This window comes from Bacteroides sp. M10, assembly GCF_014334015.1.
Lineage (GTDB): Bacteria > Bacteroidota > Bacteroidia > Bacteroidales > Bacteroidaceae > Bacteroides > Bacteroides intestinigallinarum.
Window position 1 is genome coordinate 6,518,825 of sequence record NZ_CP060488.1, and the last position, 16,682, is coordinate 6,535,506.

The 16,682-nt window shown below is 39.5% G+C and carries 12 protein-coding genes; 7 read left to right on the forward strand and 5 right to left on the reverse strand.

Going from position 1 to position 16,682, the window contains the following annotated elements; genetic code table 11:
* Positions 1-27: 27 nt before the first annotated feature.
* Positions 28-594, reverse strand: a complete 567-nt coding sequence (locus H8796_RS24325) for an RNA polymerase sigma factor (RefSeq protein ID WP_117935340.1) — start codon at positions 592-594, stop codon at positions 28-30.
* A 269-nt stretch (positions 595-863) separates the two neighbouring features.
* Between H8796_RS24325 and H8796_RS24330 the strand changes: the two genes are divergently transcribed.
* The 6 genes from H8796_RS24330 to H8796_RS24355 all read left to right on the forward strand — a co-directional run bounded on the left by H8796_RS24330 (position 864) and on the right by H8796_RS24355 (position 8,798).
* A complete protein-coding gene (locus H8796_RS24330; RefSeq protein WP_117935342.1) occupies positions 864-3,155 on the forward strand; it encodes an NADP-dependent malic enzyme in 2,292 nt (763 codons plus the stop codon).
* Positions 3,152-3,328 carry a hypothetical protein gene (locus tag H8796_RS24335; protein WP_004297674.1) on the forward strand — a complete coding sequence of 59 codons (177 nt, stop codon included), beginning with the start codon at positions 3,152-3,154 and terminating at the stop codon, positions 3,326-3,328. The genes H8796_RS24330 and H8796_RS24335 overlap by 4 nt, the downstream gene beginning before the upstream one ends.
* 247 nt (positions 3,329-3,575) lie before the next feature.
* Entirely contained in the window at positions 3,576-4,910 is a 1,335-nt protein-coding gene (locus H8796_RS24340) for an NADP-specific glutamate dehydrogenase (protein ID WP_004297671.1), read from the forward strand.
* A 255-nt stretch (positions 4,911-5,165) separates the two neighbouring features.
* Positions 5,166-6,626 (forward strand): catalase, encoded by a 1,461-nt coding sequence (locus H8796_RS24345; protein WP_117935411.1) that lies wholly within the window; start codon positions 5,166-5,168, stop codon positions 6,624-6,626.
* Between the two features lie 170 nt (positions 6,627-6,796).
* Positions 6,797-7,993: a PCMD domain-containing protein gene (locus H8796_RS24350; protein ID WP_117935344.1), complete on the forward strand. Its 1,197-nt coding sequence runs from the start codon at positions 6,797-6,799 to the stop codon at positions 7,991-7,993.
* Positions 7,994-8,015: 22 nt separating this feature from the next.
* Positions 8,016-8,798: a porin family protein gene (locus H8796_RS24355; protein ID WP_117935413.1), complete on the forward strand. Its 783-nt coding sequence runs from the start codon at positions 8,016-8,018 to the stop codon at positions 8,796-8,798.
* Between the two features lie 265 nt (positions 8,799-9,063).
* Here the strand turns inward: H8796_RS24355 and H8796_RS24360 are convergent, their stop codons facing one another.
* On the reverse strand, positions 9,064-10,659 hold the full coding sequence (locus H8796_RS24360; protein ID WP_117935346.1) for a PCMD domain-containing protein: 1,596 nt from the start codon (positions 10,657-10,659) through the stop codon (positions 9,064-9,066).
* 264 nt (positions 10,660-10,923) lie between these two features.
* On the opposite strand from H8796_RS24360, the gene H8796_RS24365 reads away from it, so the two are divergent.
* Positions 10,924-11,769 carry an AraC family transcriptional regulator gene (locus tag H8796_RS24365; RefSeq protein ID WP_117935348.1) on the forward strand — a complete coding sequence of 282 codons (846 nt, stop codon included), beginning with the start codon at positions 10,924-10,926 and terminating at the stop codon, positions 11,767-11,769.
* Positions 11,770-11,791: 22 nt separating this feature from the next.
* Here the strand turns inward: H8796_RS24365 and H8796_RS24370 are convergent, their stop codons facing one another.
* The 3 genes from H8796_RS24370 to H8796_RS24380 are packed head-to-tail and all read right to left on the reverse strand — an operon-like array spanning position 11,792 to position 16,648.
* Positions 11,792-14,761, reverse strand: coding sequence for a PEP/pyruvate-binding domain-containing protein (locus H8796_RS24370; RefSeq protein ID WP_117935350.1), 2,970 nt, complete (start codon positions 14,759-14,761; stop codon positions 11,792-11,794).
* Between the two features lie 4 nt (positions 14,762-14,765).
* A complete protein-coding gene (locus H8796_RS24375) occupies positions 14,766-15,407 on the reverse strand; it encodes an HNH endonuclease (protein WP_117935352.1) in 642 nt (213 codons plus the stop codon).
* Between the two features lie 5 nt (positions 15,408-15,412).
* Positions 15,413-16,648, reverse strand: a complete 1,236-nt coding sequence (locus tag H8796_RS24380; protein WP_117935354.1) for an AAA family ATPase — start codon at positions 16,646-16,648, stop codon at positions 15,413-15,415.
* Positions 16,649-16,682: the final 34 nt, after the last annotated feature.

Consider the following 16,682-nt stretch of genomic DNA (forward strand, 5'->3'; position numbering starts at 1 on the left):
ATATTAACTTTTATTAAAGTTTATGCATTAGATATCATGCAAGAAGAGAGAGACTGAAAAGGCAATTATTCCCAGTTTGTCACGTAAGAAATCCAAAGAACGGTGTACCTGCGTGGCAACAGTCTTTTCCGAGATATTCAGCTGGTCAGCTATCTCACGATAGTTCAACCCTGATTTCCAGTAAAGCATAAAAACTTCCCGGCGAGCTGGAGGCAGTTCTTCTAAAAGTTTCAGGATATATTCTTCCAAAAACAAATAATCCAGTTCTTCATCCATCTCTACGGATTCGTCAGATGACTCATTCGAAAGCTTGTCTACATAATTTTGAAGCAGGAGTTCGCGCCTTACATAATGATATACCATATTTTGGGATATTTTAAAAAGATAGCCGTCAAAATTCCCTTCCAGATCAATATTAAGCCGCCTCTCCCAGATATGGAGAAAAATATCTTGTGTGATATCTTTCGCCACCCCGGCATTGCTCACCATAGAAAGGACAAAATTATAAATGCGCGCATTGTATCCACGATACAATGCTTCAAAAGCATTTTTATTTCCTTCCTTCAATAATTGAAGTTGCTGGGTGGTAATCATTATAAAATAAGGTTAAATCATATATCGATTCAAAAATAGCGAAATAACTAAAGCCAACAACCAAAGCACTTGTTAAAATTTCAATAAATCAATATCATAGCATTTAAAAGGGTATAGAATACAAAAACACATCCTTGACATATCATATCATAATTTCAGCCATTTTGCTATAAAATTAATAGAAATTATTAATCAACAGCTACAATTTCGAACTTTTATTCCTACATTTGCGGTCAAATGATAACTTATTAACAAATTTCATAAATACCATGGCTAAAATAACGAAAGAAGCCGCTTTGCTCTATCATTCACAGGGCAAACCCGGTAAGATTGAGGTAGTGCCTACCAAACCTTATAGTACACAAACTGACTTATCACTCGCATATTCTCCCGGTGTAGCAGAACCTTGTCTCGAAATTGAGAAGAATCCGCAGGATGCATATAAATATACGGCTAAAGGCAATCTGGTGGCCGTTATTTCCAACGGTACAGCCGTACTCGGACTGGGTGATATCGGTGCATTGAGCGGTAAACCTGTAATGGAAGGTAAAGGTCTGCTTTTCAAAATTTACGCGGGCATCGACGTTTTCGACATCGAAGTGGATGAAAAAGATCCGGAGAAATTCATTGCTGCAGTAAAGGCTATTGCTCCTACTTTCGGAGGTATCAACCTGGAAGACATCAAAGCTCCCGAATGTTTTGAAATCGAACGTCGCCTGAAAGAAGAACTGGATATACCTGTCATGCACGACGACCAGCACGGTACTGCTATTATCTCTAGCGCCGGTTTGGTGAATGCCCTGCAAGTGGCCGGAAAGAAAATCGAAGATGTAAAAATCGTTGTGAATGGTGCAGGTGCATCTGCCGTATCTTGTACTAAATTGTATGTGTCACTGGGTGCACGTCTCGAAAACATCGTCATGCTGGATAGTAAAGGTGTTATCAGCAAAGCGCGCACGGATCTAAATGAACAGAAAAGATATTTTGCAACCGACCGCACGGATATTCACACGTTGGAAGAAGCCATCAAAGGTGCAGATGTATTCCTCGGCCTGTCGAAAGGAAATGTGTTAAGCCAGGATATGGTACGCAGCATGGCTCCGATGCCGATCGTGTTCGCATTGGCTAACCCGACACCGGAAATCTCTTACGAAGATGCCATGGCAGCACGTCCCGACGTACTGATGGCTACCGGACGTTCCGACTATCCGAACCAGATTAATAATGTAATCGGTTTCCCGTATATCTTCCGCGGTGCTTTGGACACTCAAGCAAAGGCAATTAACGAAGAAATGAAGATTGCAGCCGTACACGCTATCGCTAACCTGGCAAAACAGCCGGTACCCGATGTAGTCAATGCGGCATACCACGTGAACAACCTCTCTTTCGGTGCGGAATACTTTATCCCGAAACCGGTAGATCCACGCCTCATCACTGAAGTTTCCTGTGCAGTGGCAAAAGCTGCTATGGAAAGCGGAGTGGCTCGCACAGAAATCAAAGACTGGGATGCTTACTGTGTTCACCTGCGCGAATTGATGGGTTATGAATCCAAGCTGACCCGCCAACTGTATGATACGGCTCGCCGTTCACCGCAACGTGTCGTATTTGCCGAAGGTATCCATCCAAATATGCTGAAAGCTGCCGTTGAAGCGAAAGCCGAAGGTATCTGTCATCCTATCTTATTAGGAAATGACGAAGCTATCGGAAAACTGGCAGAAGAAATGGATCTTAGCCTGGAAGGTATTGAAATCGTCAATCTCCGTCACCCGGACGAATCGGACCGCCGCGAACGTTACTCACGCATTCTTGCAGAAAAACGTGCACGCGAAGGCTTTACTTATGAAGAAGCCAACGATAAAATGTTCGAACGCAACTACTTCGGTATGATGATGGTGGAAACAGGAGATGCGGATGCTTTCATCACCGGACTTTATACAAGATATAGCAATACGATCAAAGTGGCCAAAGAAGTTATCGGCATCCAACCGGGCTTCAAACACTTCGGAACAATGCATATCCTGAACTCCAAGAAAGGTACTTACTTCCTGGCAGACACACTGATTAACCGCCACCCGGATACGGAAACATTGATTGACATCGCCAAACTGTCTGATAAAACAGTTCGCTTCTTCAATCACACACCGGTTATCTCAATGTTGTCATACTCCAACTTCGGTGCTGATACTGCAGGTAGCCCTGTGAAAGTGCACGAAGCTGTTACCCACATGCAGGAAGAATATCCGGAACTGGCTATCGACGGTGAAATGCAGGTAAACTTTGCCATGAACCGCGAATTGCGTGATACCAAATATCCGTTTACCCGCCTGAAAGGAAAAGATGTAAATACATTGATTTTCCCGAACTTGAGTTCAGCAAACGCCGGTTACAAACTGTTGCAGGCAATGGACCCGGATACGGAATTCATCGGCCCTATCCAGATGGGATTGAACAAACCTATTCATTTCACCGATTTCGAAAGCTCTGTCCGCGACATTGTCAATATCACAGCTGTAGCCGTGATCGACGCCATCGTTGACAAAAAGAAAAGAGGAGGTAAATGAAACGTCCGTTATCCAAATCACAAATAGTTTGCATCAGCCTGCTTTGGTTGGCGCTTTGCTATCTAGTTCTGACAAAAGCCGAACGAATTGACGGGATGACGGTGGTAATGCTTGGCATTTCGGCAGCATTAGTATTTATTCCTGTCTATAAGTCGATCAAAAAGAACAAATAAATATCTTTTTTCCTATTTTTAATGCGATAAAATATCAAATTTGATGTTTTATCGCATTTTTCTTTATAAAATGTTTGCCAGTTCAAATTTTATCTTTACTTTTGCAACCGAAAACAAATATCCGATGTACCCACACACAAATGTGCAAATCTGCTATATAGCACAAAAGCACATAGTCAAACGGTATATTAGCAAATTGTCAAATTAGCACTTTATTTATATCAACCAATTAAAGAAAAAAAAGATTATGAATGCAGCAAAGGTATTAGACGATCTGAAAAGAAGATTTCCCAATGAACCGGAGTATCATCAAGCAGTAGAAGAAGTACTTTCTACTATTGAAGAAGAATACAACAAACATCCGGAGTTTGATAAAGTAAACTTGATCGAACGTTTGTGTATTCCTGATAGAGTATATCAGTTCCGTGTAACTTGGATGGACGATAAAGGTAATATTCAGACCAATATGGGTTACCGTGTTCAGCATAACAACGCAATCGGCCCTTACAAAGGCGGTATCCGTTTCCACGCATCTGTGAACCTTTCTATCTTGAAGTTCCTTGCCTTTGAACAAACATTCAAAAACTCACTGACTACTCTGCCAATGGGTGGTGGTAAAGGTGGTTCCGACTTCTCTCCTCGTGGAAAGTCAAATGCCGAAGTAATGCGTTTCGTACAGGCATTCATGCTGGAACTGTGGCGTCACATCGGTCCTGAAACTGACGTTCCTGCGGGTGACATCGGTGTTGGTGGCCGCGAAGTAGGTTTCATGTTCGGTATGTATAAGAAACTGGCTCATGAATTTACCGGAACATTTACAGGTAAAGGCCGTGAATTCGGTGGTTCACTGATTCGTCCGGAAGCTACAGGTTACGGTAACATCTACTTCCTGATGGAAATGTTGAAGAGAAAAGGAACTGATTTGAAAGGTAAAGTTTGTCTGGTTTCCGGTTCTGGTAACGTTGCTCAATATACAATCGAAAAAGTAATCGAACTAGGTGGTAAAGTAGTTACTTGCTCTGACTCTGACGGTTATATCTACGATCCGGACGGTATCGACCGCGAAAAACTGGATTACATCATGGAACTGAAGAATCTGTACCGTGGCCGTATCCGTGAATACGCAGAAAAATATGGTTGCAAATATGTAGAAGGAGCTAAACCTTGGGGTGAAAAATGTGATATTGCTCTTCCTTCTGCTACTCAAAATGAATTGAACGGTGACCACGCTCGTCAGTTGGTAGCAAACGGTTGTATCGCTGTATCTGAAGGTGCTAACATGCCTTCTACTCCGGAAGCTATCAAAGTATTCCAGGATGCAAAAATCCTTTATGCTCCGGGTAAAGCTGCTAACGCCGGTGGTGTATCAGTATCAGGTCTTGAAATGACTCAAAACTCTATCAAATTAAGCTGGAGTGCTGAAGAAGTAGACGAAAAACTGAAGAGTATCATGAAGAATATCCACGAAGCTTGCGTTCAGTACGGTACAGAAGCTGACGGATACGTAAACTATGTGAAGGGTGCTAACGTAGCCGGATTCATGAAGGTTGCTAAAGCAATGATGGCACAAGGTATCGTATAATCAGCAAAAGATATATAAGCTATAGTTTATTTAAAAGCTCCCGCCTTCCGAAAGGAAGTGCGGGAGCTTTTTTTATGCAATAAAAAATAACAGGCAATATATACACAATTCATAGTTATTCTCTATCTTTAGATAGAAATTTTCTGTTTGACAAGTGAGCAAAAGACGTCTATCTTTGTTGCATATTATAAATCCCGGATGAGAGAATAAAAAGGCACAGTCTGCTTATACTTGTATCCGACAAAAAATCTATTTATGGAAAAGAAAAAACTAACTGCTGCGAACGGTCGTCCTATCGCCGACAATCAGAACTCGCAAACCGCAGGTCAACGCGGACCTGTAATGTTACAAGACCCCTGGCTTATTGAAAAACTTGCCCATTTTGATCGTGAAGTGATTCCGGAAAGACGTATGCACGCTAAAGGTTCAGGAGCTTACGGTACTTTTACCGTTACTCATGACATTACAAAATATACCCGTGCAGCTATTTTTAGTAAAGTCGGAAAGCAAACAGAATGTTTTGTCCGTTTCTCCACTGTAGCCGGAGAGCGTGGAGCTGCTGATGCAGAACGTGACATCCGAGGTTTTGCCATGAAATTTTATACGGAAGAAGGTAACTGGGATTTGGTGGGTAACAACACTCCTGTATTCTTCTTACGTGATCCGCTTAAATTTCCGGATTTGAACCATGCCATCAAGCGGGATCCGAAAACGAATATGCGTAGCCCGAACAGCAACTGGGATTTCTGGACACTTTTGCCGGAAGCTCTGCATCAAGTTACCATCACTATGAGTCCTCGCGGTATCCCTTATTCATATCGCCACATGCACGGTTTCGGCAGTCACACCTATAGTTTTATCAATGCAGAAAATCAACGTATCTGGGTTAAATTCCATCTTCGCACCTTGCAAGGCATCAAGAATCTGACTGACCAAGAAGCAGAAGCCATCATTGCCAAAGACCGTGAATCTCACCAACGCGACCTTTTCGAGAGTATCGAAAAGGGTGACTATCCAAAATGGTTGTTCCAAATTCAGTTAATGACGGAGGAAGAAGCGGACAACTACCGCATCAACCCGTTTGACCTGACTAAAGTATGGCCGCACAAAGATTTCCCTCTGCAAGATGTCGGCATCCTTGAACTGAACCGTAACCCGGAAAATTATTTTGCTGAAGTGGAACAAGCTGCTTTCAACCCGATGAATATTGTAGACGGTATCGGTCTGTCTCCCGACAAAATGTTACAAGGTCGTTTATTCTCTTATGGCGACGCACAACGTTATCGTCTAGGAGTGAATGCAGAACAAATTCCGGTCAACAAACCTCGTTGTCCTTTCCACGCCTATCATCGTGACGGTGCTATGCGCGTAGACGGTAATTACGGTGCTACCAAAGGATATGAACCGAACAGCTACGGCGAATGGCAGGATTCTCCTGACATGAAAGAACCGCCTCTCAAAGTTACTGGTGAAGTCTACAACTACAATGAACGGGAATATGACGACGATTATTATAGCCAACCGGGCGACTTATTCCGATTGATGCCGGCTGAAGAACAACAATTATTGTTCGAAAACACAGCTCGTGCTATGGGAGACTCCGAACTATTTATCAAACAACGTCATGTACGCAACTGCTACAAAGCTGATCCTGCGTATGGAACAGGAGTTGCCAAAGCGCTGGGTATTGATTTGCAAGAGGCTTTGAAAGAGTAAAAAAAGAGATTTTATTAGTAAAGCGACTATCTCAAAATTTTAAGGCAGTCGCTTTTGTATAGTATTACCGACAAGCTAGAATTTTCTTTTAACATTCTTCTGAAATAGCCATTCAACTCTTTTAACTATCTTTGTCCCCTGTATAACCCCTTAATATTTATAACAGACTGATGAAACTAAAAAAATTATTCGCCGGAACGATATTATGTCTGGCAGTTGCTTCCTGCATTCAGGATGAAGCTCAAAATGTCGAAGCAGCTATAGACGGATGCAGTGGCAGCAATATCCAATTAGCTAACATTAATACTTACAGCAAAACTGTATCAATTTATGTGTCTAAATCTACAGATTTATCTGCATTAGAAATTAAATTCGAACTGCCTGATGGAGCTAATATCAATCCTGTTAATGCAATAGCAAATGACGATGCTCCCAAATATGATTTTTCAACTTCGAAAGTTCCCATTACATCTGAACAAACATTGGAACAATACCAACGTAAATTCAAGGTTACATCTGAAAGCGGTACTACAGAAGCTGTCTATACCATCACAGTCATCAAATCAGAACTTCCAACTGAATACCATTTTGAGAATATAGAAGACGGAAACAATAAGTTTCACATATTCTATGAATTCAATCAGCAAGAAGCAAAAATGTTACAATGGGCAAGTGGAAATCCGGGCTTCCAGCTGACTGGGATGGCAAAATCACCACTGGATTACCCAACAATACAGGATCAAGGGTATATAGGTAAAGGAGTGAAACTGGAGACCAAAAGTACTGGAAGTTTTGGTACAGGAGTGGGGATGCCTATTGCAGCAGGAAACTTATTCATTGGTACATTTGAAGTAGGTAATGCACTAAAAGATGCAATGAAAGCAACCAAATTCGGCTTTCCATTTTTTAAGCACCCTACACGTCTCACAGGATATTTCAAATTTCAACCAGGCACCGAATATACATCTGGTATCGATAAAAGTAAAAATCCTCCAATACCTGCAATAGATCATTCAATGAATGGTAAAGATAAGGGAGACATATACGCCATTCTATATGAAGCAGAAAATGTAGAGTTTTTCTTGGATGGCTATAATTCTTTAAGTTCCTCCACAATAATATCTCTTGCAAGAATTTCACCGGATAAGATGGTAAAAACAAGCGATTGGACATTCTTTGATTTAGAGTTTATTCCTCAAAACAATAAAACAATTAATGATGACGATCTCGCTGCTGGTAAATATAAACTTGCCGTAGTATTTTCTTCCAGTATAGAAGGAGCTGCTTTCAAAGGATCAGTAGGAAGTACTTTATGGATAGACGAAGTAAAAATCCACTGCGAAGAAGATGAAGAAAATAACGAATAACAAATTAAAAAGAAATTCATATATGAAAAAATACATATTGGCTAGTGTAGCTACACTCTTCTTTAGTATTAGTCAAATCAATGCACAATCATCAGAGCATAAAGGCCTATTATGGTCTTCTCTCCACGGATTAGATTACGAATTCAAAGCAGGTGTAAACATAGGTGGTACATCTCCTCTTCCTCTTCCTAAAGAAATCCGAAGTATCGAAAGCTACTCTCCCGGATTAGCAATCACTTTGGAAGGAAATATAACCAAATGGCTAGACACTACAAAAAAATGGGGAATCAGTTTAGGACTCCGCCTTGATAATAAAAACATGACTACCGAAGCTTTAGTAAAAAACTATGGAATGGAAATTTTCAACGAGACAGGTGGAAAGGTAGAAGGACTTTGGACAGGAGGAGTTAAAACCAAAGTAAAAATGTCTTTTTTAACAGTACCTATCTTAGCCAATTATAAAATCAGTGACCGATGGAAGTTAGTTGCAGGCCCTTATCTATCATATATGATGGAAGGAGACTTTTCTGGTCACGTTTATGAGGGACATCTTCGCTCTCCAGATGCAACTGGAGACCGAGTAAACTTCACTGGCGACAATATCGCAACTTATGACTTTTCTAGTGATCTACGCAAATTTCAATGGGGACTACAAGTAGGAGGAGAATGGAAAGCCTACAAACATTTAAACGTACATGCTGATTTAACATGGGGATTGAATGATATCTTTAAAAAAGACTTTAAAACAATCTCATTCGCTATGTATCCTATCTACTTGAATGTAGGATTTGGGTATGCATTCTAAAACAATAATGCGGCGACGAAGAATCATATATCATTAAAATTCTTTTTCGACTATATAAAACAAGAATCATATATAACAGATCATCTCATTTTCTATTGAGATGATCTGTTTTTCTTTCAAGAGTTTTCGTTTCATATACCTTTCATAAATCAAATGATAATAAGCTAGATTTCTTAATAAAAATATACCCTCATTACAATAATGTAACGAGGGCGTTTATTTGAAAGAAAGTTTATATATACTCTCTTTAAGAACCTACTATATTCTATTTTTCAAATGTTATTTTCAGATCATCAAGCATTAAAGTACTATTCGGAGCTCCTTCATAAGCATCACCTTTTTTACTAGACGTACAAATAAATGCAATTTTATATTCTGTTGAGGCATTATAAGTTTTTCCATTTACTTCGCTAAAATCTAAGTCAAAATGCACCCATCCATTAGTCGCAACGCCACTTTGAATACCCGCACGCATAACAATAGCATCACTAGTATTCACTGTCTCTCCATCCAATGTAATATCATTACTATCCTTATCTTTTGCTTCATATAAAATAGCATAAATATCACACTCATCAACAGCTCCTTCTACTACTTTATAGTCTTTATCATAATAAACTTCCCCTGGAGTATATTTATACCATCCTGAAAACTTCAATGGTTTAGATATACAAGCTATTCCAAACTTTGTAGATTTTAATGGTTTTGCCGCATTCAACTCAAATTTACCAGAAAATAAACTACCAGCAGTTATATTAGGAGCCATATTAGCCATTATTGCCCCCATCCATCCACCATACTTTTTTAAATCTGCTTTAGCATGAGCTAAACTCACTGTTTGCAAACAAGCAGCCCGTTGCCCCTGTTTAACATCTTCCGTATTATAAGTAACACAATAAGGAGGAACAACTACATCAGGATTATCCTTAGCAATTCCTTCTAAAGAACTATATACAATAGAACTACCACCATTAGTAGAAGCATAGGAACCTGCTGGAGTATAATAACCATAAGTTTTATCCTGTATCCAATTTTCAAAATCCAATGCTAATTCTTTAAAAGATATAGATGCTGTATATGTAACAGTTGTACCATCTTCAGCCGTCACAGTATATTGTACAGGAGAATTAAAATCTTGTACAGTTCCACTTTCAGGTGATACAACAGCTTTCTCATTAGAGAGAGCAATAGTAGGGACCAAAATTCTTAAATGCTCCGCTTTTGCAGTATCAGCTACTACAAAAGTTATGGTCTTAGCATTTTCATCAATAACAGGTTCTCCTAACACTAAAGAATCCACTTCTGCAACATTCCTGTCAAAAATAAAACTACTAATCTTTGCTTCACTACTTTCCGAACCTGCCAATTTCGTACCTACATACTCTACACGTACTTTCATAGTTCCACCGTTTACATCCACTTTTATAGTCAAATTCAGATTGCTGCCTGATACAACCCCAGATACAGATACAGCACATTCCCCTACTACTAAAGAAAGATTCTCATTGCCGCTAAATGAATAATTATTGTTATCTATAACCACCGGACAATTTTTAACAGCCAAATCTCCAATAGTAACATTCTCTGCACCGATTGTAATCACAAAATTTTTCAATTCCAAACCTACAGCTGTATCAGATGTTCTTTTGATTGTTATCTTTTGCAACATATTTTCGGCTACAGGTACATCACCAGTTTCTAACTCATAAAACACATTCATCGAGCCTTTGTAATTTCCAACAATCTCATTATCAATAATTCCTGGTAATTCAGAGTTTTTGTTATCGTCATCACTACAAGACGTAAACAATGTCGCAGTACACAATACTGCAAACAGATAATAAAATAATTTCTTTTTCATGTCTAAATTCTCTTTTTAATTAATAAAAGCAAATGCGCGATATACCATCGCACAGATGCCAAAATTTCACAGCTGCAAAGTAACTACTATTTCCACATCTTCGCAAGGTCTATTTTTCTTGTTTCTGTCCTATTTTTAAAGAAATATACTCAAAACCCCTTGTAATATACCATTTTTCAAGTCAAAATTATAATTTAAGAAAAGAAAAGAGAGCCTATTTCCCTAAATCTACATATCTTTGTAATAAAGTAAGAAGTACGATATATGGAAGAATTACCCAAAATAGACTTGCCGGAAGAATGGCTCATAGGTACAGGAGTTAACAAAGAATTGCTCAATTTATATACAAACTTTCCCTGCCGGTTGAAATCGGAAATATTCGTATTATGTATGGATGGAGAAATTGAGGCTTCAGTCAATCTAAACCGTATCACAGTACGAGCTAACGATTTTGTTACTATCATGCCGGGAAGCATTCTTCAGATACACAGTGTAAGCGGAGAACCCATACTTTATTTCGGAGGATTCTCATCAAAATACATAGAACAAGCCAATTTAACCCCTTCATCCATCAATACTTTATTTATAACGATAGGAAGACCTGTCATTTCATTAAAACCGGAAGGGACCAAATTATTAGCGGAATACTTTCAATTCTTGATAAAATTATATGCCTTTTTCAATGAATCAACCCGTAAAAGCATTACTCCGCACCTGTACAACAATATACACGCAGGAATAGCTGCCATGTATAACACCCAACTACAAAACACTAAAGAATATTTATCTAAAGGTGAACTAATCTACAAAAATTTCACTCAACTGGTGACGCAGAATTACAATCATACTCGAAATGTAGCATGGTACGCCGAGAAACTCAAGATCTCAAATATCCATCTGTGTACTACAGTTAAGAAAGTCACTGGGAATACATGTGCAGAAATCATTGCACACATGGTCATCATGGATGCCAAATCACAATTGAAGTCCACCCATCTTTCCATTCAAGAGATTTCTAATTCACTCAATTTTGCCAACACATCGTTCTTCGGCAAATACTTCAAACGATATGTCGGCATGAGCCCATTAGCCTATAGAAATAACGGATAAATAGAATAAATCACACATCACCTTAAGCCTCCGGCATCAAGACCACTCCCAGCTTCTTCTTACCGTCCATCTTGACTATCACAGGCTTTTCAAAACGAACATGACGGAGATAGTTCGTTTCCTGCACTGCTGGTTGTGCATTGAGGAAATCCTGGTTATAGACTCCATCATTCATAAAGGCGTTGATCGTGAAATATCCCACCCCGAAAGAAGTCAGGTTCTGGAAAAAGTGTGTCCCCTGACTGGGATCTACCCGGTAATTAGTCAGACCGGCTTCCACAATCACACGGGCAGCCGAAATATGAGGCCACTTCACCGGAATACCAAGCCATGTATCACTGCTTCCCCAACGTCCCGGGCCAACCAATACATAGTTCTTTCCTTCGTTCAGGAACTGTTGATTGATCTTCTCTATCTCCCAGGCAATCGTCTGATTATTGGAAGCACTATAATTGTCCGTTTTTACATAAACCACATCATATACCTCATTCATAATACCGTGTCCCAATGAATTATACGAACGGAGAATCACATCTTCATCAGGAATCTCGTTCAAGTCTTCATCCAGCATTTCTTTGCTGTCTACGATAGGACGGATCTGCAACAGATAGAAAGTTCCGGATTTATCCTGCTCTCGACTTAACGTTGCTGCAAATTCAATTTCAACCGGACGGCGCATCTCCTGTTCACCATATTTCAGTACTAACTGCAAGATACGAGCCAACGGGAAAACATCATGTTGCAGGATATTAGCAAAAGTAATCACCTTACGTCCTCCCGGATATAAACCATCACGAATGATCTGATCGTACGGATCGTAGGTAGAAGCAATATAACGCAAGGCACCGTCACTTTCTGCCTCTTTAACATGAAGTTTCAGCAAATTAAAACCATCGTCGATAGAAAAATCATGTCCGGCATTTTTCAAATCCAACGCATAGAAACGAGTTTGAGTCTCTTTGAGGGCAATTTCCATTTCGCTGGTTTGTAACACCTGATTAGGATGATAAGGAGAAAAACGAAGGGTCATGCCACCGTCAACAATATATTTCCCCAATCCCAAAGCCAGATTCACCGTTCCTTCTTCTGCTTTTTCATCCCCTAACGGATAATAATTAAGCGAGCGTGCCACACCGGACATGGAAGGATAATAACGGTCACCGTACTGATTGCCAACCACTTCCTGCAAGATAACAGCCATTTTCTCCTGATCAATTACATTCGACGTAGCTTGCATATACGCTTTGCTGTCACGGAAATAAACCGAAGCATACACCCCTTTGATAGCATCGGAAAGCATCCGCAACATTTCATAGCGGTCGTCCAGATAAGGAATCATGTAGGTGTTATAAATTCCGGCAAACGGTTGATAATGGGAATCTTCCAACAAGGAAGAGGAACGAATGGCAATCGGAGACTTCACTACATCGAAGAAAGTGAAAAAGTCCTCTATCAACCGATCCGGTAACTTAGCCTTCAAAAAATATTTCAAAATCGTAGCATCATCCGCATCCGACAACGCAATCTGATACAGATTGTTGGTGTCCATGAACTCATCAAAGACATCCGTGCAAAGCACCACTGTTTTCGGAATAGCAATACGCGCATTTTCAAACTCTTCAAACTCCGGATGACGCTTCACCATATTATCAATAAATGCCAGTCCACGTCCTTTTCCTCCGAGAGAACCATCCCCGATACGGGCAAAGTTAGAATAACGGTCGAAGCGGTCGCGCTTAAAGACCGCTACGACTCCCTGGTTCTTCATCTTACGATACTTCACAATCGCCTCAAAGATGATTTTACGGTGAGCATCCACATCCTGAAGACTATTCCAGGTGATCGGTTTCAAGAATTCAGCCACCGGGAACATGGCGCGCGAATAAAACCAACGCGACACGTGATTCCGGCTGATATGATATAAGAAGGACTCCGCAGGTACGGCAAAAAGAATGTTTTGCAGCTCCTTCAAATTCCGGACGCGGGCAATCTCCTCCCCGGTATCCGGATTCCGGAAAATAAAATCACCAAAACCAAAATTATCGGAAACGATACGGCGCAAATCAACGTCCATCTTCTTGGAGTTCTTGTCGATAAAGCTGGCACCATACTTGGCTGCATAAGACGAATTTTCAGATTCGGAAGACTGGATAATCAAAGGAACAAACGGATCATTCTTACGTATCTCCGCACACAGCTTGATACCTGCCAGACCGTCTTTCTCCCCCCGTTCCACTTTCGGGAAACGGACGTCAGTGATTACCCCCAATATATTATTCTGATACTTATGATAGATCTCCATCGCCTCCTGATACGTACGTGCCAACACTATTTTAGGACGTCCACGCATACGGAGCGTACGCTGGTGTGCATTCAAGGCTTCGGTAGAGAATTCCTGACTCTGCTTCAACACGAACTTATACAGATTCGGCAAAATGGAAGAATAGAAACGAATGCCATCTTCCACCAAAAGAATCAGCTGCACACCGACCTCCTGCACATCGTGTTCCAGATTCATCTTGTCCTCTATCAACTTAATGATAGACACCAACAAGTCGGTATTACCCAACCAGCAGAACACATATTCGAACGCACTTAAATCTTCATTGATAATCCGTTTGGTAATACCATGGCTAAAAGGGGTCAGTATGACGATAGGAATATGCTCGTATTTCTCTTTGATATGGCGGCCGATATCGAAACTGTCATTATCCCCCGTGCTCGGCATACAAATCACCAGGTCGAACGACATATTTTCCAACTGTGACAGTGCTTCCTCCTCCGTAGATACCTGCGAGAAACGAGGTGGATAGCGCAGAGACAAAGAAGTGTATTCATTGAAAATCTTCTCATCAATGCGCCCGTCATCTTCCAACATGAAAGCATCGTAAGGATTAGCGATTAATAACACATTAAAAATCCGCCTTGTCATCAGGTTGGCGAATTGTGTATCTTTGAAGTAAAGCTGGTTTAATTTATATTTACTAAGCATAAAGTCATTCTCCTTTCTTATTCCAAATCGTCATATCTCCAAAATCATGTTTCAGCAGATCGTTACTATGAATAATGGCATATTTAAATCCCAAATATTCACTACGAATATCCAACAACTCCTTTATAACCGGATAATAATCTTCTTTCTTACCTGACATATATTCATTAACAGCATAAGAGAAAAAGTTCATTTTTTGAATAAACTCATCATAAAATCGTTGTTCACGACAGTTCCTATAAGGTAGTTTCCCATTAAATAATAAATTCAACAACTGAATCGTTGAAAGCACTTCGGAAGTCGCATGGTCACTATTAAATATTACTTTCTGATTAACAAAGTCATTTGAGTGCCTTATTATAGTCTCTATGTCATAATGGATCGGATCTAAGATATCATCATACTTATTCGATTTTTTATTATTGCAGTATCCACAAGCTACAAATAAATTTTCCCATGTTTGTTTCAAGTCTCCATTATTAGCTTGCGACTTGAAATGTTCTACTTGATAATCTGTTGTCAAATGCCGTTCGCACAAATAACATTTATCATTCTGATCCATCAGTAATTGTTTGCAGACTTCGTCCGTGTTATAACTTTTATCTAAAGTTTGTGGCTTATCTGCATTCTTACAAATTCTAATCATCTTAATTAATTCTTATTTTGCCACTCTCTTTTCAGATCATAATATTTAGCTTTAACTGCAGGAGCTACTGCCTCCGGAATCTTATCAAAATCTTTCAGATACATATCCAATTCACTTTTATCCGAAACAGAAAGCTGCTCTGCACGAATCAGCTCTTCCAGCCGTTGTAAACGCATTTGAATTTCACTGGAATCTGTGCGAACACCAAAATAACCTTCCGCTAATGCTTCATAAGAATAATCCGTTAAGTCTTCAATTGGTTCACGATGTTCCAAATCAAAAGCAACAGCATTCTCTAAAGAATTAAGAATAAAAGGAGAATGAGTAGTAACAATAAACTGTATATTAGGAAAAATAGTAGTCAACATCGGCAAGATCATTCGCTGTAGTTCCAAATGAAGATGTGTTTCTATTTCATCAATCAACACAATTCCCTCTTTCTCGTATGCACGCACCACATTATCCTGTGACTGCATTTTTAAGATTAAATCGGCTACGATATCCAATGCAGCTGAATATCCTGCTGACAACTCCGTGAATTTAAACGATTTTCCACGTGTTTGAATGAGAAAAGAGTAATCTTTATAATTGAAATCAAGTTCCAGGGTTGTATCATCAAATATCTGACGGAGGATATTACGAAAACCGACAAACCATTGACGAATATAATCAGCATCCTCCATTTTTCCTTCATTGCGGGCTAAGGCTTCTTGCACTTTACAGTCAACCATAAAATTCAAGAACTGATCTACTTTATTATGTTTCAGATCAGTTTTCATTTCCAAATCCGGTTTAATCGGATTCTTAGGTTCTACAAAAAGAGATCTACGTTCATCTCCATAATAGGCTATGATAAAATCTTGACTTAGAAAATCCTTGGAGATGGAATATATATCATGGAATGAAAGTTCCACTTTGCCATAAACTTCTTCAATCCAAGTTTTATATAATTCAACGCTATCTTGATCAGCTATTATTCTCTGTGAATCACCTACAACTTTATGTTGCTGTAACCGTATTCGGCAAGACTCTAAATGTTTCTCATAATCTAAAAAGCTCAATGTCTTATCATTGCAAACCTTGCTCAAATGCTCCACAATTGCATTCAACAAAATAGTCTTACCACTTCCGTTCTTTCCCGTAATAATCAGATGTTTTTTCTCATTTTCAGAAATTGGAATACAAAAGTTCTCCAAATGAAAAATGTGATTAACCTTGATATTCGTAATAAAATTACCCATAGTCCTTTATACTTGATGATTACTTTTGCAAAGT